The sequence below is a fragment of the Brevundimonas variabilis genome (assembly GCF_014199945.1).
GTDB lineage: Bacteria > Pseudomonadota > Alphaproteobacteria > Caulobacterales > Caulobacteraceae > Brevundimonas > Brevundimonas variabilis.
Genome location: NZ_JACHOR010000002.1, coordinates 265,625 through 282,067 on the forward strand (window position 1 = coordinate 265,625; position 16,443 = coordinate 282,067).

Here is a 16,443-nt window from a genome sequence, read left to right on the forward strand (position 1 = left end):
CGATCGTTTCCCATATCGATGAACCCGGTCGTTGGCCGGTCCCGCTGTAACGAAAGTCACCCTTGGCCACATTGATCGACCACGCCGTCCCCCTGATCCGGGCGATCGTCATTCATCCGGACGGACGGAGCGAAAGCAGCCGCGCCGCCATGGAGCGGCTCGAGGAGGCTGTAGGACTGGCACGCGCCCTCGACCTGGATGTCCGCGCCGAAGAGATCGTGCGCATCCGCAAGGTCACACCGGCCACCCTGTTCGGCACAGGCAAGGTCGAGGAACTCGGTGCCCTCGTGACAGCGGCCGAGGCCGAGGCTGTGGTCATCGACGATGATCTGAGCCCGGTTCAGCAGCGGAATCTGGAAAAGGCCTGGGACTGCAAGGTCATCGACCGGACCGGGCTGATTCTCGAGATCTTCGGACGCCGTGCACGGACCAAGGAAGGCCGGCTGCAGGTCGAGCTGGCACGACTGGACTACGAGAAGTCCCGACTGGTCCGGACCTGGACCCACCTGGAGCGGCAGCGCGGCGGGTCGGGCACGATGGGTGGGCCGGGCGAGACCCAGATCGAGCTCGACCGGCGGATGATTGCGGACCGGATCGTCAGGCTGAAGGTCGAGCTCGACGACGTCCGACGCACGCGAGGCCTGCATCGCAAGCAGCGCCAAAAGGTGCCTTTCCCGACGATTGCGCTCGTCGGCTATACCAATGCCGGCAAGTCCACCCTGTTCAACCGGCTGACGGGCTCGGAAGTCCTCGCCAAGGACCTGCTTTTCGCCACCCTCGATACGACGCAGCGGACGATCCGGCTGCCCCAGGGTCGGCCCGCCATTGTGGCCGATACGGTCGGTTTCATCTCGGACCTGCCGCACGAATTGGTCGAGAGCTTCCGGGCGACGCTGGAAGAGGTGGGTGAGGCGGATCTGATCCTGCACGTGCGCGACATCGCCTCGGCCGACAGTGATGCCCAGGCCACGGACGTCGAGGCCGTGCTGAAGCAGATCGAAATTCCTGAGGGCAAGACGCGCCGGATCCTGGAAGTCTGGAACAAGACCGACCTTCTGGCCGAGGACGTGCGCGAGGCGGTGCTGGGCCAGGCCGATCGACTGGCGAGCGAGGGCAGGGCGGTCGCCGTCTCGGCCTGGACAGGCGAGGGGATCGAAGGCCTGCGCCATGCCATCACCGGCCTGATCGACGACGATCCCGAAATGACACTGACGCTGGACCCGTCACAAGGCGAGGCGCTGGCCTGGCTTTACGAGCATGGACGCGTGACATCGCGCGAGGCCGATGAAGAGGGGCGAACCCATCTCGTGGTCCGGCTGGCCCCCCAGGCTCTGGGGCGGTTCGAGCGCCAGTTCAGCACGTCCTGAAGCCGTTTCTCACGGTTTATCAAGACTCGGTGCCTACATTGGCACCGTCTAACCGTAGCTCAGGCTGTGGCAGACCTTTTGCTATGAGGCTGTCCGGGTAGACGGTGGGTATGAAATGACGCTCGATTTGGGACGACTCCGGGTCGACATTCTCGCGACGGAAGATCTGTCCGACAGCGACGTCGAGCAATGGCAGGCGATCCAGGCCTCTCATCCGGCATTCGAAAGCCCTCTGTTGAGCGCAGATTTCGCCTTTGCCGTCTCTCGAGCCCGTGATGACGTCCGTGTCGCAGTCTATCGACGTGGCGACCGCGCCGTCGGATTTCTCGCCCATCATCGTCGTCCGGGCGGTTTCGGCCGGCCCATCGGATCGCCTTTCTCCGACTATCATGCCCTGCTTTGCGCGGCTGATCTTGGCGTCAGCGGTCCGGAGGCCGTTCGTATGGCCGGGCTCAAGGCCTTTCGTCATAACGGCCTGATCGATCCGCACGGTCTTTTCGCAGGAACGGCCGAAGGGCAGCATACCTATGCCATTGAACTGTCCGGCACACCCGAAGCCTTTCTCGAGACGGTGCGCGCTGCCAGCCCGAAAAAGTTCAAGAATTATCGTCGGCTGCAGAATCGCCTGGCTGAGTCCGGTGCGTTGCGAATGGGTCCGGACCGGTCGCAGGCGACCTTTGATCAGATCATGGGATGGAAGTCCGAGCAGTTTACCCGGACGGGCGTACAGGATGTGTTGAAGCCCGACTGGACACGCCGGATGATGCAGTCGCTGTTCGACACCACAGACGGACGGATGACCGGGCTGTTGCTGACGCTCTATGCCGGAGATGTGCTCGTCGGGGGACATTTCGGTGTGATGGCGGCGGGCGTGTTCCATCCGTGGATCGCTTCGACCAATCCTGAACTGGCAGCGCTTTCGCCGGGGCAGGCCTTTCTCGACCAGGCCATCCGGTCGATGCCGGCGCTCGGGATCCGGGTCTATGACCTGGGTCCAGGGCACGATCACTACAAGAAGCCGTTCGCCTCGACCGAGCGCGAAGTCGGCGTCGGGCTGACCGTTGTGAGCGGCGCGATAGGCACCTTGCCGCGCGTCAAGGAGAGTGTCTGGTCGCTGGGCGGTCTGGACCGGGTGAGTGCAGTGAGTCGCATCCGCAAGCGTCTCGATCACATCGCTGCGGTGGATCCTTCGGCCAGCGGTCGGGCGCGGGGCCTGCTCGAGGCTGCCTGGTCGATCCAGAAGCGGCTGGCATCCGCAGACGCAAAGGCCTGAGCCATGGCCGGGATCCGTATCTCGATCATCATTCCGACCCAGCGCCGCCCTGGTCCGCTTGCGCTCGCGGCGCAGTCCGCCCTGGCGCAGGTCGGAGTCGAGCGCTCGGAGATCGAGCTGGTCATCGTCGACAACGATGCCTTGCCGTCAGCCCAGCCGGTCGTCGAGCGCCTGAGGGACGGAACCGATATCCCGATCGTCTATGTGCACGAGACGCGCCCGGGCGTCGCCCATGCCCGCAATGCCGGGATGGCCGCGGCACGCGGTTCGCTGATCGCGTTTCTGGACGACGACGAGGAAGCGCCTGGCGGCTGGCTGGCCGCGCTGCTGGCAACTCAGGCCAGGCACACAGCCGACGTCGTATTCGGCCCGGTCAGGGCGCGCGTTCCTGAAACGGCCCGGCACCGCGCCTATCTCGCCCGTTTCTTCTCGCGCGTCGGGCCCGAGGCCGAGGGCCCGATGGCAGGCTATTTCGGATGCGGCAACAGTCTGGTGCGGCGTGCTGCCCTGCCGGACCCGGTCGCGCCCTTTGCCCTGGAGCGCAACCATATCGGCGGGGAGGACGACCTGCTGTTTGGCCATATGCAGGCAGCCGGGGCCCGGTTCGCATGGGCACCGGACGCCTGGGTCCATGAGGACCCGGCCCCGTCGCGGCTGACCCTGAGGTACACGCTGTTGCGGGCCTTTGCCTATGGTCAGGGTCCGACCGAACATTGCGCCTCATCGGTGCCTCCGGACCGGCTGGGTGTCGTGAAATGGATGGCGATCGGTGTGGGCCAGTCGCTGGTCTTTGGTGCCGTTGCGGCCCTGGCCTGGATCACCGGAGCGCCGGACCGCGCGCAGCGACTGGACCGGGCCGCGCGCGGGCTGGGCAAGACCCTCTGGTTCGGTCCCTTCAAGCTTTCGTTCTACGGACAGACGACATGAGTGTGATTACCGACTGGACGCCGGAAAAGGCGCGTGCCTTTACACGGGCCAATCTGGCGTTCGAGCACGGGCTGCACGAGCGGCCGATGTTCGACGATGCCGGACTGGAGTCGCTGCTGGACCGCTATCCGCGCGACAAGCTGGGCGTCTTCACCATGGGGCATGACCCCGTGGACTGGCAGAGCTGGCGGCGAGGCTCGGCGGGCGACCTGTCGGGCAGACAGCTGCTGAACGCGGCGAAGGAAGGCCGGATCTGGTTGAACTTGCGTCACGCCAACGACTATCTCGAGGACTATGCCGCGCTGGAGGCCGAAGTCTTTTCCGAGAAGACCGAACGGACCGGCGTCCGGACCTTCAAGCGCGATCTTGGGGTGCTGATCTCCTCGGCCAATGCCCAGGTCTTCTATCATCTGGACGTGCCGCTGGTGTCGCTGTGGCAGGTGCGGGGCCAGAAGCGGGTCTGGGTCTATCCGGTGGCAGCGCCACATGTCGGCCCCGAGCAGCTGGAAAAGATCGTCCTGCGCGAGACCGCCGAACAGATGGCGTTCCAGCCGGCCTTTGACGGCGTGGCCGAGGTGTTCGACCTGACTCCCGGCAAGATGGTCACCTGGGCCCAGAATGCGCCGCACCGGATCGAGAATGGGCCGATGCTGAATGTTTCGCTGAGCATGGAGTTCATGACCCCGGCGGCCTTGATGCGGGCCAATGTGCTGTATGCCAATGCCGTGCTGCGCAAGGCCGGGGCCCGGCCGTCGGTGCAGGCGGTGCCGCATCCGGGGGCGCTGGCCAAGATCGCCCTGGCTCGGGCGGTCAAGGTTTCAGGCATGTCAAAGACCTTCGACAAGTCGCTGCCGACGACCTTCACCCTGGATCCGGCACGGCCGGGGGTGCCGGTGGATCTGGCGGCATAGCCGGGTCAGGCACGTTCTGCGGTCTTCGCCGCATTCCATAGACCGTCCATCTCGGCCAGGTCGCTCTGCGCCGGTGTCCGTCCGTTCCTGGCCAGTTCCGCCTCGATGAATTCGAACCGCCGGACGAATTTGGCATTGGTGCCGCGCAGGGCATCCTCGGGTTCCACGCCCAGCTTCCGGGCCAGGTTGGCGACGACGAATAGCAGGTCGCCCATCTCCTCGCGGGCCTTGTCAAGGTCGCCGGCGGCGATTTCGGCGCGCAGTTCGGCGACTTCCTCGTGCAGCTTTTCGAAGACCTCGTCGGTCGAGGGCCAGTCGAAGCCGACTCGGGCGGCGCGTTTCGTCAGCTTGGCGGCGCGGGCCAGCGCCGGGAGGCCGACGGGGACGTCGTCGAGCACGCCGGTCTGGGCCTTGGCCTGACGTTCGGCGGCCTTGATGTCCTCCCAGCGCTGCTTCTGGGCCGGGCCGGTGATCTGGGGATCTTCGTCCGCAAAGACATGGGGATGGCGCCGGATCAGCTTGTCCGACATGGCGCGGGCCACGTCGTCGAAGGCGAACAGGCCCTGTTCCTCGGCCATGCGGGCATGGAAAACGACCTGGAACAGCAGGTCTCCCAGCTCGGACTTCAGCTCGTCGAAATCGCCGCGTTCGATGGCATCAGCGACCTCATAGGCCTCCTCGATCGTATAGGGGGCGATGGTGGCGAAGGTCTGCTCGATGTCCCAGGGGCAGCCGCCGTCGGGGTTTCGCAGGGTGGCCATGATGCCGAGCAGATGGTCGATGGGGGTCATGTGGCCCCCTGGGGCATGGTGGCCTCGCGGGCATCGAGCTGGCGGCGGATGTCGGCGTGGCGGTCCGGGGTCAGGGGATATCCCTTCAGCACCCAGGCGGCGGCGGCGATCAGCAGGGCCGGGATGGCGATGAACAGCACCTGGAGCACCAGAAGGGACGTCGGACTGTTGCCGCCGGCCGGGGCGACGGCCTCGAAGCCGACGACCTGCAGGATCAGATAGGGGATCAGGGCCACGACATGACCGATCTTGGTCGTGGCCGACAGGATGGAGAACATCAGCCCGGTCCGGTCCACGCCCGTTTCCAGCCGCACCTCGTCGCCGGCATCGGCCATCATGGCGCGCAGGAGGAACAGGCCCGCGGCATAGGGCAGGCCGGCGATGAACATGGCCCCTGCGGTCAGGGCGAAATTGCCCCCGGGCAGGAGGGTGGCCCCGAAATACAGGGCGGCGAAGATCAGGCTGGCGATGGCCAGGGCCTTGTCCTTGCCGACCTTGCCGGCCAGCCAGGCCCAGATCGGGGAGCCGACCAGCCCGCCGATGAAATACAGCAGCATGAAGATCGAGGCCTCGGTCCGGTCATAGCCCTTCACCTGGCCGAAGAAGAAGAACAGCAGGGCCCCGGTGATGCCGGGGGCGATGCCCAGCAGCAGGTCCGCCGTCAGCAGCTTGACGACGGTCGGACGCTTCAGCAGGTCCAGATAGGCCCGCGCGCCCCCGTGCGGGGCCGCCCCGGCATTCATGGGCTCGGGCACGGCCAGCATGGCCAGGCCGATGGTCAGGGGCAGGGCAATGATGATGGCCCAGCCCATGATGTGGACGCCGGCGATATAGTCGCCGATGCCCAGCTGGATCACGGCCGTGGGCAGGATCAGGATGGCGATCACGCCGATGATGTTGAACGCCTGCCACCAGGCATAGACGCGGCTGCGCTGGTCATATTGCGGCGCCAGGACCGAGGCCCAGCCGAGCTGGGACAGGGTCCCGATCGAGAAGCCGATGTAGAGGACCAGCAGCCACAGGAACAGGTAGCCCGGACCGGCCCCGGGCCGGACCATCACGAAGATCATCAGGGCGGCCAGCATCAGGATCGGGGTCGAGACCGCCATCCAGGGCCGGTAGCGCCCGAAACGGGTCTTGGTCTGGTCCATGCCCCAGCCGACCAGCGGATCGAACAGGATGTCGATCAGGCGTACCGCCATGAACATGGCTCCGACCATGCCGATCGAGAGGCCGACATGGGTGGCGTAGAATTCCGGCAGGGTCACCGGCAGGGCGACGCCGAAGGCCGCCAGCGGCAAGCAGGGACCGGAGAAGGAGGCAAGGACGGCATTGCTGCGCCGGGCGGGCGGTGTGTTTTCGGTCATCGCGCGATCCACAAATGAGTCGGTCGTTCGATAGCATCTCAGACCCTGCGAGGCGCGGGGCAAGATTGCAGGCATGGCGAAACACCCGCCCGGGTGATCGCGCGAGGGGTCGGGAAGGGAGCGGGACGCCGGGCCTGACCCGGAGAGTATAGGGTTTACCGTTTCGATCAGAGCGACGCCCCACGCAGCCGTTTTCCACACGCCCTCCGGCTGGCGGCCCTCCTCGGACCTTGCCAGATCATCCGCCGGGACCCTTGCGAGGCCCGGCTCGGGGTGGACTTGACGAGACACAGCCGCCAGCGGTCCGCTTCCGAGGCGCGCGGCGAGCAGGGAGACGGCATCCATCGCCGCCCCCAGGGACCCCCGCGGTATCCTTCCCCTGGGCTTCATCGCTCAACCACAGCCCGCCGTCGTCGAGGCGCTGGATCCGACGCCCCTCCCACCGACGGGATGGGAGGAGCCTAGGCGGGTTTCAGGTCCGGGCGCGGAAGTCGGTCCGTACGGACGACAGGAATGGTCGTGTGGGCAGGAAATGACCGGGGTTAGGGAAGCGGGATTGTGAAGAAATCACATCCGCTCATCCCGGCGAAAGCCGGGACCCAGAGCTTTCACGAGGCAGGTGCGCGGGATTGCGGGTCCTGCCTCACCGCTCGCATCCTTTAGCCCAAAGGACTGGGTCCCGGCTTTCGCCGGGATGCGCGGAGTGGGTTGGGACGGAGATTCATGGGGCCGGGATGACCGGAATTGATTCCCAGCTCAGTCGATGGCGCGGCAGTCTGTCGGTTCGCGGCCGTCGGCAGACCAGCGCGCCTGGATGCCTTCGCCGCGCAGCTCATAACCACTGGACCGATACCAGAGGCCGGTGGGCACATCTTCCTGGAACAGGTCGAAAGCTTCCCCCGAGGAGTTGCGGATCGTGGCCATGGACCGGGCATTGTCGAAATCGACCGAAAGCCGTTCGCCGTTGTTGCACAGGTAGACGGTGCGGATGATCCGGTCCTGCGACCGCTGCTGCCGTTCGGCCCCGGTCAGGCGTCGCGCCGTCTGGGCCTCGACCGCCCGCTGACGCACGGATTCACCACTGGTCGGCGCCTTCGCCGGTTGAGGCTCGCTGCAGGCCGTGATCAGGGCAGCAAGGGAGAGGGTGGCAAGCGCGGCTGTACGGGTCATCGATGCGGAGAACGTGTCTGGCGGGACGGTGTTCCAGACAGGGCGCCATTCAAAGGCAGACCAGCCGGTCTATTCAAGGTCGTCGACTGGCCGTATTACACGTTAGAGTGATCGGTGTCCCGTTTCTGAAGCTCAACGCGACCGGCGGGCAATGTGATGGATGTGCTAGGTGGCGGCCGAAATTACTTTCACAGCCTGGAGGGACGACGTCAGCCGTCCCGGCTATGTGTTGATTGATGATCCCATCATCGATGACGTTATGAAATGCTGGAAGTCTAATTTCCGGATAGAACCCTTTGGATACAAGAGAGCCGGCTATGCCACGTCGCCTTTCGATGCGCTGACACGGGCCATCGAAATGGTGAAGGTCATTCTGTACTTCCGGTATCATGACTGGGTCTTCATGGGTGAAGACGGGCAAAACCTTTTAACCCATGCCGACATCATGGATTTTGACAGCGATTGATGGCTGTCGTCTCGATCTGAAGAACGCCCTCAAGGCCTCCCCCGACTCCTCGCCACACGGTCCCTTGGCCAGATCGGGCTTCCAGTGACAAGTTGGCTGTTCAAAAAACCGCGGCCCGTGGATCACCGCGCCGCCCTTGGGATCATCGGCGGCCCAGACGACGCGGCCGATACGGGCATGGCTGATGGCCCCGGCGCACATGGCGCAGGGCTCGAGCGTCACATACAGCGTCAGGCCCGTCAGACGGTAGTTGGACAGGGCGCGGCCGGCATCGCGCAGGGCGACGATCTCGGCATGAGCCGTCGGATCGTGGGCCGCCACGGGGCCGTTCATGCCCCGTCCGACGACTTCGCCGGTCGTTTCGTCGACGATCACGGCCCCCACGGGAACCTCGCCCGCGTCCGCTGCCGCTTGCGCCAAGGCCATCGCCATGCGCATGAACCGCTCATCATGGATCGCCATAACGACGACAACGACAAGAAGCCTCGCTCCAGTCAAGCCGAGCGCCCGCGAAAACCCGGTGACCGCCCCGGCGGCGGGGGTGCGCGCGGCAACAGCGGGGGCGGTCGCGCCTATGCCGCCGACAAGGGCGCCCGCCCGCCCGCGAGGCCTGCGAAGGATTTCAAGGCGAAGGATGGCGGCAAGGCCAAGGATGGCAAGGGCGGGGCTAAGTCGGGGATGCGCGGCAAGGAGGCCGTCGCCGAGGCGGCTCCGCTACGCAGCGAACGGATCGCCAAGGCCATGGCGCGCGCCGGGATCGCCTCGCGCCGCGAGGTCGAGCGGCTGATCGGCTTGGGCAAGGTGGCGGTCAATGGCCGCATCCTCGAGACGCCTGCCACCCTGGTGACTCGGGACGACAAGATCACGGTCGATGGCAAGGCTATCGGGTCGGCCCAGTCGACGCGACTGTGGCGCTACAACAAGCCGGTCGGCCTGCTGACCTCGAACAATGACCCGGCCGGGCGGCCGACGATCTTCGACGCCCTGCCAACGGGGCTTCCGCGCACCATCTCCGTGGGGCGCCTCGACATCAATACCGAAGGCCTGCTGCTGCTGACCAATGACGGCGAGCTGTCGCGGGCGCTGGAACTGCCGGATACGGCCCTGGTGCGCCAGTACCGGGCGCGGGCGCGGGGCCGGATCACCCAGGCGCAGCTGGATACGCTGAAGGACGGCGTGACGGTGGACGGGGTCCGCTATGGCCCGGTCGAGGCGACGATCGACAAGGCCAAGGTCGACGAAGACGGCGTCCAGTCGGCCAATCTGTGGATCAGCGTCTCGATCACCGAGGGCAAGAACCGCGAAGTCCGCAAGGTGCTGGAATCGGTCGGCCTGACGGTCAACCGGCTGATCCGCCTCGCCTATGGGCCGTTCCAGCTGGGGACCCTGCCGCTGGGCTCGGTCGAGGAAGTCGGTCCGCGCGTGATCCGCGAACTGCTGGCCCAGCATATCCGCCCCGAGAACCTGCCGACCGGCAACAGCGTCGAGACGCCCGCGCCCATTCCCGGCCGCCGAACCAGCGCTCCAATTCTGAAGGGAACGTCGGGGTCGGCCCTGTCCGATCCCTCGCGCAAGCCCAGCCGGGTCCGCGCCGCCGAGACGGCGTCCGCCGAAGCTACCGAGCGGAACGGGCGTCCGGCCAAGAAGAGCGGCTGGGCCAAGGCGGCTCCGCGCTCGGAACACCCCAAACGGACCTTCAAGCCGCGCGCCCGTCCCGAGGCCGGCGGCGGGGACGCCCGCCCGGACCGCAAGCCGCGCGACTATGCCGATAAGGTGATCGGTCCCAAGTCCGAAAGCTGGGCCAAGGATTCTGCACGCGATGGCGACAAGCCGAAGCGGGACTTCAAGCCCAGGGCCGGTGGCACGGCGCGGCCGGCAGGTGGCGGTTTTGCCAAGCCCGGCGGCGCTCGCCCTGGCAGCGGCGGCAAGGGTGGGACGAGAGGGGCCCGTTAGTCCGCACTCGCCAGCAGGTTTGACCGCAAGGCGTGAGTTCGAGCCCGTCAGCATGCCCTTACCAAGGTCTATGCAGGTTTCTCCGTCGGGAGGTTCGGATGACCTGACCGCTTCTCCAGCGGGTTGGCATCGTCATGCCGCCGCCGTGCCAGCCATTCGATGGTGATCAGGACGATCAATGTCGTGAATATCTCCGGGACCAACTCGGTCCAGCTTGACTGGGTCGACTGGACCCCCTCGGAGAACGGAGACCAGAAAAGCGATAGAAAAAGATTGTTCGCGAAATGGGCACCGATCGCGAATTCCAGTCCACCGAGACGAAGCGCCGCCCAGGTCCAGACCATCCCAGACAGTGTCCGCGCAACGATAGCAACGGGATCGGGATCCAGATGGATGGCCGAAAAAAGCAGCCCGTTCAGCAGGCAAACCAGAAGCGGCTGGCGCAGAATCAGTCCGGTCAGACGGAGCAGAACTCCACGAAAAATGACTTCTTCAGCGGCAGCGCCAATGAAGAGAAGAGGTACCATGGCCAAGCCGTAGATGAGACGCGTTTCGGCGACGTAGTAGGTGTCGAGAACGGGCGGATTCCATTCGCTTCCCATGATCAGATAGATGGGAGTGATGACGGCGGCGAGCGCAGTCATGACCGCAAAGCCTGTCAGGAAATGCCGAAAGTCCAGGCTCCGATCGGGCCAGAGGAAATCACGGAAAGGTCGACGCCAGATCAGGACAGCTGCAGCGAGGATCCCGAATGTGATTGCTCCTGCACCCATGGCGAAACTGAGCACACTGTAACTCTCCTCAACGAGGCGAAGTGGCGTTTCAGGCTGCACGAGCGGCGACTCGAAGCGATCGCCAAAGCCCGGGATCAGGAATCCAAACAGAACCACGACAACGGTGCTCGCGAACGCCAAAAAACTCGCGAGGGCCAGAAAGCCGAATAGCCTGATCCAGGGGCGCGGTGCTACCAACCACTCAAGCATCGGCGATTGCTCCGCGGCCTGCAAAGAACGCACGACCGAGGGTTTAAGGAAGGTAACCATGGCGCGAACGTTGCATCAGTCAGGGAAGGCCGTCCAGAGATTTCAGACATGAGAATCGTCGCGGGACATCTTAGGGGCCGGGCCCTTGTGGCCCCCGAAGGTCAGGGCACGCGGCCGACGTCGGACAGGGCGCGGCAGGCGATCTTCAATGTGCTGGAACATGCCGCCTGGGGCGAGCCGCTGGCGGGGATGCGCGTCATGGACCTGTTTGCCGGATCCGGGGCGCTGGGCTTTGAGGCGATGAGCCGGGGCGCGGCCTTTGCCCTGTTCGTCGAGACCGATGAGGCGGCTCGGGGGGCGATCCGCGAAAATGCCGATGCCTTTGGCATCATGGGGGCGACGCGGGTGCACCGGCGCAGTGCGACCGATCTGGGCCCCCGGCCCGGCTCGGACGGAGAAGCCTTTGGCCTGGCTTTTCTCGATCCGCCCTATGGCAAGGGCATGGGAGAGTTGGCGCTGAAGACGCTGCTGGAGGGCAACTGGCTCGCTCCGGAGGCTCTCGTGGTGCTGGAGCGGGGATCGGACGAACCCGAGATCGAGACGCCGGGCTATGAGCGGCTTGATGCGCGCGACTATGGCGCAGCGCGGGTGTTGTTCCTGCGGATGACCGGCTAGGGTCGACGGCGCGTTCAGCCGCCCGCCACAGGAGCCCCCCATGATGCGAAGATTCCTGGTTCTGTTGCTGATCCTGCTGTCCATCGGGAGCCCGGCCATGGCGACAGAAGAGCCGAAGTTCACGCTTGTCCTGAAGGACGGGGATTTCGAGGTACGGGACTATGCCCCGACGGTCGTGGCCGAGGTCACGGTGTCGGGCAATCAGGGCCAGGCCTCGAACCAGGGCTTCCGGATCCTCGCGGGCTATATCTTCGGGGGCAATACGGCCCAGCGATCGATCGCCATGACCGCACCGGTGGCCCAGCGTCAGGCCAGCGAGCGAATCGCCATGACGGCACCGGTGACGCAGAGGTCGGCCGGATCGGACTGGATCGTGCGTTTCACAATGCCGTCGGAATATACCCTGGGCACACTGCCCCGACCCGATGACCGCCGGATCACCCTGCGCGACGAGCCGGGCCAGCGGATGGCGGTGATGCGCTTTTCCGGCATTGCAAATGCCCGCTCGGCGGAGCGCCACACGCGGGAGCTGGACGTTCAGCTGCAGGCCCGGGGCCTGAGACGGACCGGCCCGACCAGCCTCGCCCAATATGACGCGCCCTGGACCCCGTGGTTCATGCGGCGGAACGAGATCATGGTCCCGATCGCGGGTTGAGGGTGTCATGACCGATTTCGATCGCCGCCAGTTGCTGGCTTTTACCCTGGCCGCCGCGATTCCGGTGCCTGTGTCCGCGCGGCAGACGGGCGGCTGGCAGGCGCGGGCTGCCATGCCGTGGGTGGCGCAGGAGATCTACTGCGCGGTTTCGGGCGGGAAGATCGTCGTGGTCGGCGGGCTGATCGGTATCCCAGGCCAGCGGGAGCGCGGCGTCGAGGCCCGGGTCGGTTTCTATGATCCCGTGACCGATCTCTGGGCCGAGGGGCCGCCGCTGCCGGAGGCACGGCACCATCCGATGGTCGTGGCCGACGCGGGTGGCCGCTTGTTTTCCATCGGCGGCTATGGCGAGGGACCGACAGGGCAATGGACGAACGCGACCGAGGTCCGGGTCCTGGAGGAGGGGGGCTGGGTCGCCGGGCCGCCTCTGCCGGTGCCACAGGCTGAGGCGGTCGGGCTGGAGGCCAGGGGGCGGATCCATCTCGTGACGGGACGCTCGCCGAACGCCGGGTCCAACGGAAACTGGAACGATCAGGCGGATGTCGCAACCCATCAGGTTCTGACGGACGGGCGGTGGGAGACGCTGAGACCTGCTCCGATGGCCCGCAACAGCGCGGCGGGGGCGGTTCTGGACGGACGGCTCTGGATCGCGGGCGGGCGAACGGTCGCCGGCGGAGGCACCGGGCGGCTGGATCGCTATGATCCGGTCGAGGATCGCTGGGAGACCCTGGCCCCGATCCCGTTCTCGGGCGCAGCTGGCCAACAGGTCGGGGGCGGACTGGCCATGGTGGCAACGGGTGGCAAGCTGGTAACGTTCGGGGGCGAGTGGTTCGCCCCGGGCGGTGGCGGGGTGTTCGCGGAGACCTGGATCTATGATCCGGCTTCTGACGGCTGGAGCCGGGGCCCGGACATGAAGAGCCCCCGGCATGGTTTGGCGGCAGCGGCCGTGAACGGCGTCGCTTATGCCATTGGTGGCAGTTCGCTGGTGTCCAGCGGACAGACGACGGGTATCGTCGAGGCCCTGAGCCTGTGATAGCTCGGGTCAGCCGACCAGCAGGCCCGGTCAGCGTCGCCCGAACAGTTTCTCGAGATCGTGGAGCTTGAGCTCCACATAGGTGGGGCGGCCGTGGTTGCACTGGCCGGAATGGGGCGTGGCCTCCATCTGGCGCAGCAGGGCATTCATTTCCGGGGCGGACAGGACGCGACCGGCGCGGACCGAGCCGTGGCAGGCCATGGTGCCGCAGACCTCGCCGAGGCGTTCGCTCAGGGCCAGGGCCGCGCCGTGTTCGGACAGGTCGTCGGCGATGTCACGCACCAGCCCCTGGACGTCGGTGTCGCCGAGCAGGGCCGGGGTCTCGCGCACCAGCACCGCCCCGCCGCCGAATGGCTCGACGATCAGGCCGAGTTGCGCCAGTTCGTCGGCGCGGGCGATGACACGGTCGGCCTCGGCGGGGTCCAGTTCGACCACTTCGGGGGTCAGCAGGGCCTGACGCGTAACCGAGCCCGCGGCCATCTGGGTCTTCATCCGCTCATAGACCAGCCGTTCATGGGCGGCGTGCTGGTCGACGACGACGATGCCGTCGCGGGTCTGGGCGACAATATAGGTGCCGTGCACCTGGGCCCGGGCGGCTCCGAGGGGGTGGTCGATGAAGTCCGAGGCCTGCCCCGCCCCATCACGCACGGCCCAGGCCGAGGGCTCGGTCGTGGCCGTCTCGACGCGGGCGGACTGTTCGTTCAGGCCGGGGATAAGTCCTGTCGTCGTCGAGGGGATCGGGTTCTGCCAGCCCGTCCAGCCGGAGAACCCTTGGGCGGAGGGCGTCGATGGACGGTAACCACCGGCCCCGGTATGGGCCGTGAACCCGGCGAGGACATTATCCGCGACCGTGGTCGAAGCACGGTGGCCGGCACCGGCGAGGGCATGCCGCAGAGCCCCGACGATCAGGCCGCGCACCAGGGCCGGGTCGCGGAACCGGACCTCGGCCTTGGCGGGGTGGACGTTGACGTCGACGTAGAGCGGATCGACCTCGAGGAACAGAACGGCCGCCGGATGGCGGTCCCGGGCGAGGAAGTCGGCATAGGCCCCGCGCAGGGCCCCCTGCAGCAGCCGGTCGCGGACCGGGCGGCCGTTGACGAACAGGTACTGATGCCCTGCATTGCCGCGCGAATAGGTGGGCAGGCCCGCATAGCCGGACAGGCGCAGACCCTCGCGCTCCTGATCGATCAGCAGGGCATTGGCCTCGAAATCGCGACCCAGCAGGGCGGCGAGGCGTTTCAGCCGTCCCTGATCGCCGGGGTGTTCGGCGGGCAGGCGAAGCGTCGTGCGGCCATCGAGATCAAGGGTGAAGGCGACGGTTTCGTGCGCCATGGCCTGTCGCTTGATCTCTTCGGAGATGGCCATGGCCTCCGAGCGCTCGGACTTCATGAATTTCAGGCGGGCAGGGGTCGCATAGAACAGGTCGCGGACCTCGACCCGGGCTCCGTGCGGGCCGGGGAAGGCGGCGGGGGCGACCGCGCGGGTGTCGCCGCCCTCGACGGTAATCTGGTGCGCCTCGGCGTGGTCGCGCGACCGGCTGGTGATGGTCAGGCGGGCGACAGAACCGATCGAGGGCAGGGCCTCGCCGCGGAAGCCGAGTGTGTGGATCCGCAATAGGTCGACATCGCCCGCATCGTCCGGCTCGAGCTTTGAGGTGGCATGCCGCTCGATCGCGAGGGCCAGCTGGTCAGGAGCCATTCCATGACCGTCGTCGGCGATCAGGATGCGCGACAGGCCCCCGCCATCGGCCTGGACCTCGATCCTTGTCGCGCCGGCGTCGAGCGCGTTCTCGACCAGTTCCTTGATGGCACTGGCCGGGCGTTCGACTACCTCGCCGGCGGCGATGCGGTTGACGGTCTCGGGCGGAAGGCGGCGGATGGGCATTGAGTCGCCAGGATAGCGGTTCGACCCGCGCGACGCGAGGACGCTACCAGGCCAGGTCGAGGGCGGCGTAGCGGGCGTGCGTGGACTCGGCCTCCAGAAGGGACGCTGCTCCGGCCGGATCGATATGGCCGTCAGGTCCCCGCGCGGCATCGCCGTGGATGCCCTGGGCGATAAACAGGCAATCCAGCTGCTGTTTTTCGGCACCCAGGACATCCGTGATGACGCCGTCGCCGATGCACAGGGCGCGCGCGCGGTCGACCGGACGCCCCAGAAGGCGCTCGGCCTCCCGCAGCGACAGATCGTAGATCGGGTCGAAGGGCTTTCCGGCCATGGTCACGCGTCCGCCGAGGGCCGCATACAGGTCAGCGATGGCCCCGCCGCAGTAGATGATGCGGTCCCCGCGCTGGACGATGTGGTCGGGGTTCGCGCAGATCATCTCGAGATCTCGAGCGGCCGCTGGCAGAAGCTGCGCGCGGTAGTCTTCGGGTGTCTCGGTCTCGTCGTCATACAGCCCGGTGACGGTGATGAAGGCGGCGTCTTCAGCACCATCGGCAAACTCAAGATCGAGGCCCTCGTACAGGGTGCGGTCGCGATCGGGACCAATAACCCAGGCTGGGCCGGGTGCGCGGGTGGTGAGTTCGGCGCGGGTCGCGTCGCCGGATGTCACGAAGGCCCTCCAGCTCTCGCGCGGGACCCCCAGGCTATCGAGCTGTGCCACCACATCAGCGGCGGGGCGCGGGGAGTTGGAGATCAGGACGACATGACCGTGGTCACGGTTGAACCGGATCAGGGCGTCACAGGCCGCAGGCCAGCTCTCGCGGCCGTTATGGATCACACCCCAGACGTCACAGAGCAGGATGTCATAGTCGGATGCGACGGCGGACAGACGGGGAAGGGCAAGGGGGAGAGACATGGCCACCGATTAGCCGGTCACGGCTCCGGGGCAAAGTTGCCACATGGTCTTTTCCCGGTTCCGGTCTTTTCAGGCCGA

At 66.5% G+C, this 16,443-nt stretch carries 16 protein-coding genes; 9 read left to right on the top strand and 7 right to left on the bottom strand.

The genetic code is table 11. From position 1 onward, the window contains the following. Positions 1-62: 62 nt before the first annotated feature. The 4 genes from hflX to GGR13_RS05985 all read left to right on the top strand — a co-directional run bounded on the left by hflX (position 63) and on the right by GGR13_RS05985 (position 4,478). A complete protein-coding gene (gene hflX, locus GGR13_RS05970; protein ID WP_183212588.1) occupies positions 63-1,367 on the top strand; it encodes a GTPase HflX in 1,305 nt (434 codons plus the stop codon). Positions 1,368-1,482: 115 nt separating this feature from the next. Next, positions 1,483-2,640: a GNAT family N-acetyltransferase gene (locus tag GGR13_RS05975; protein ID WP_183212589.1), complete on the top strand. Its 1,158-nt coding sequence runs from the start codon at positions 1,483-1,485 to the stop codon at positions 2,638-2,640. A gap of 3 nt (positions 2,641-2,643) precedes the next feature. Beyond that, positions 2,644-3,567, top strand: coding sequence for a glycosyltransferase family 2 protein (locus GGR13_RS05980; RefSeq protein WP_183212590.1), 924 nt, complete (start codon positions 2,644-2,646; stop codon positions 3,565-3,567). Further along, positions 3,564-4,478: a hypothetical protein gene (locus tag GGR13_RS05985; protein ID WP_183212591.1), complete on the top strand. Its 915-nt coding sequence runs from the start codon at positions 3,564-3,566 to the stop codon at positions 4,476-4,478. Before GGR13_RS05980 ends, GGR13_RS05985 begins: the two co-directional genes overlap by 4 nt. A gap of 5 nt (positions 4,479-4,483) precedes the next feature. On the opposite strand, the gene mazG is transcribed toward GGR13_RS05985, so the two are convergent. From mazG to GGR13_RS06000, 3 genes are all read right to left on the bottom strand, one after another. Continuing rightward, on the bottom strand, positions 4,484-5,269 hold the full coding sequence (gene mazG, locus GGR13_RS05990; protein ID WP_183212592.1) for a nucleoside triphosphate pyrophosphohydrolase: 786 nt from the start codon (positions 5,267-5,269) through the stop codon (positions 4,484-4,486). After that, a complete protein-coding gene (locus GGR13_RS05995) occupies positions 5,266-6,636 on the bottom strand; it encodes an MFS transporter (RefSeq protein WP_183212593.1) in 1,371 nt (456 codons plus the stop codon). The genes mazG and GGR13_RS05995 overlap by 4 nt, the downstream gene beginning before the upstream one ends. A gap of 756 nt (positions 6,637-7,392) precedes the next feature. After that, positions 7,393-7,806 carry an MliC family protein gene (locus tag GGR13_RS06000; RefSeq protein ID WP_183212594.1) on the bottom strand — a complete coding sequence of 138 codons (414 nt, stop codon included), beginning with the start codon at positions 7,804-7,806 and terminating at the stop codon, positions 7,393-7,395. Positions 7,807-7,975: 169 nt separating this feature from the next. Between GGR13_RS06000 and GGR13_RS06005 the strand changes: the two genes are divergently transcribed. Then, complete coding sequence (locus GGR13_RS06005) at positions 7,976-8,272, top strand: hypothetical protein (RefSeq protein ID WP_183212595.1); 297 nt, start codon at positions 7,976-7,978, stop codon at positions 8,270-8,272. Here the strand turns inward: GGR13_RS06005 and tadA are convergent. Continuing rightward, positions 8,234-8,710: a tRNA adenosine(34) deaminase TadA gene (gene tadA / locus GGR13_RS06010; protein ID WP_183212596.1), complete on the bottom strand. Its 477-nt coding sequence runs from the start codon at positions 8,708-8,710 to the stop codon at positions 8,234-8,236. The two genes, GGR13_RS06005 and tadA, sit on opposite strands and share 39 nt — an antisense overlap. Before the next feature lie 12 nt (positions 8,711-8,722). On the opposite strand from tadA, the gene GGR13_RS06015 reads away from it, so the two are divergent. Beyond that, the gene (locus GGR13_RS06015) at positions 8,723-10,225 is read left to right on the top strand and encodes a pseudouridine synthase (RefSeq protein ID WP_183212597.1); all 1,503 of its coding nucleotides are present in this window, start codon (positions 8,723-8,725) and stop codon (positions 10,223-10,225) included. Between the two features lie 68 nt (positions 10,226-10,293). Here the strand turns inward: GGR13_RS06015 and GGR13_RS06020 are convergent, their stop codons facing one another. After that, positions 10,294-11,268, bottom strand: coding sequence for a CPBP family intramembrane glutamic endopeptidase (locus GGR13_RS06020; RefSeq protein WP_183212598.1), 975 nt, complete (start codon positions 11,266-11,268; stop codon positions 10,294-10,296). Positions 11,269-11,316: 48 nt separating this feature from the next. On the opposite strand from GGR13_RS06020, the gene rsmD reads away from it, so the two are divergent. From rsmD to GGR13_RS06035, 3 genes are read left to right on the top strand one after another with little or no spacing between them, the layout of a single operon-like run. Then, entirely contained in the window at positions 11,317-11,883 is a 567-nt protein-coding gene (rsmD, locus tag GGR13_RS06025; protein ID WP_183212599.1) for a 16S rRNA (guanine(966)-N(2))-methyltransferase RsmD, read from the top strand. Between the two features lie 40 nt (positions 11,884-11,923). Then, a complete protein-coding gene (locus GGR13_RS06030; RefSeq protein ID WP_221230440.1) occupies positions 11,924-12,538 on the top strand; it encodes an SOUL family heme-binding protein in 615 nt (204 codons plus the stop codon). A gap of 7 nt (positions 12,539-12,545) precedes the next feature. Beyond that, the gene (locus GGR13_RS06035) at positions 12,546-13,568 is read left to right on the top strand and encodes a Kelch repeat-containing protein (RefSeq protein ID WP_183212600.1); all 1,023 of its coding nucleotides are present in this window, start codon (positions 12,546-12,548) and stop codon (positions 13,566-13,568) included. A gap of 30 nt (positions 13,569-13,598) precedes the next feature. Here GGR13_RS06035 and mutL read toward each other — a convergent pair whose 3' ends face one another. Both mutL and GGR13_RS06045 read right to left on the bottom strand, forming a co-directional pair. Beyond that, positions 13,599-15,452, bottom strand: a complete 1,854-nt coding sequence (gene mutL / locus GGR13_RS06040; protein WP_183212601.1) for a DNA mismatch repair endonuclease MutL — start codon at positions 15,450-15,452, stop codon at positions 13,599-13,601. Between the two features lie 43 nt (positions 15,453-15,495). Continuing rightward, a complete protein-coding gene (locus GGR13_RS06045; protein WP_183212602.1) occupies positions 15,496-16,365 on the bottom strand; it encodes a TIGR01459 family HAD-type hydrolase in 870 nt (289 codons plus the stop codon). Between the last annotated feature and the right edge of the window lie 78 nt (positions 16,366-16,443).

Excerpts from the sequence above, each read along its gene's own strand:
- GGR13_RS05975 (WP_183212589.1), top strand. The coding sequence starts at position 1,483 with ATGACGCTCGATTTGGGACGACTCCGGGTCGACATTCTCGCGACGGAA.
- GGR13_RS05980 (WP_183212590.1), top strand. The coding sequence starts at position 2,644 with ATGGCCGGGATCCGTATCTCGATCATCATTCCGACCCAGCGCCGCCCT.
- GGR13_RS05985 (WP_183212591.1), top strand. The coding sequence starts at position 3,564 with ATGAGTGTGATTACCGACTGGACGCCGGAAAAGGCGCGTGCCTTTACA.
- mazG (WP_183212592.1), bottom strand. The coding sequence starts at position 5,269 with ATGACCCCCATCGACCATCTGCTCGGCATCATGGCCACCCTGCGAAAC.
- GGR13_RS05995 (WP_183212593.1), bottom strand. The coding sequence starts at position 6,636 with ATGACCGAAAACACACCGCCCGCCCGGCGCAGCAATGCCGTCCTTGCC.
- GGR13_RS06000 (WP_183212594.1), bottom strand. The coding sequence starts at position 7,806 with ATGACCCGTACAGCCGCGCTTGCCACCCTCTCCCTTGCTGCCCTGATC.
- tadA (WP_183212596.1), bottom strand. The coding sequence starts at position 8,710 with ATGCGCATGGCGATGGCCTTGGCGCAAGCGGCAGCGGACGCGGGCGAG.
- GGR13_RS06015 (WP_183212597.1), top strand. The coding sequence starts at position 8,723 with ATGGATCGCCATAACGACGACAACGACAAGAAGCCTCGCTCCAGTCAA.
- GGR13_RS06020 (WP_183212598.1), bottom strand. The coding sequence starts at position 11,268 with ATGGTTACCTTCCTTAAACCCTCGGTCGTGCGTTCTTTGCAGGCCGCG.
- rsmD (WP_183212599.1), top strand. The coding sequence starts at position 11,317 with ATGAGAATCGTCGCGGGACATCTTAGGGGCCGGGCCCTTGTGGCCCCC.
- GGR13_RS06030 (WP_221230440.1), top strand. The coding sequence starts at position 11,924 with ATGATGCGAAGATTCCTGGTTCTGTTGCTGATCCTGCTGTCCATCGGG.
- GGR13_RS06035 (WP_183212600.1), top strand. The coding sequence starts at position 12,546 with ATGACCGATTTCGATCGCCGCCAGTTGCTGGCTTTTACCCTGGCCGCC.
- mutL (WP_183212601.1), bottom strand. The coding sequence starts at position 15,452 with ATGCCCATCCGCCGCCTTCCGCCCGAGACCGTCAACCGCATCGCCGCC.
- GGR13_RS06045 (WP_183212602.1), bottom strand. The coding sequence starts at position 16,365 with ATGTCTCTCCCCCTTGCCCTTCCCCGTCTGTCCGCCGTCGCATCCGAC.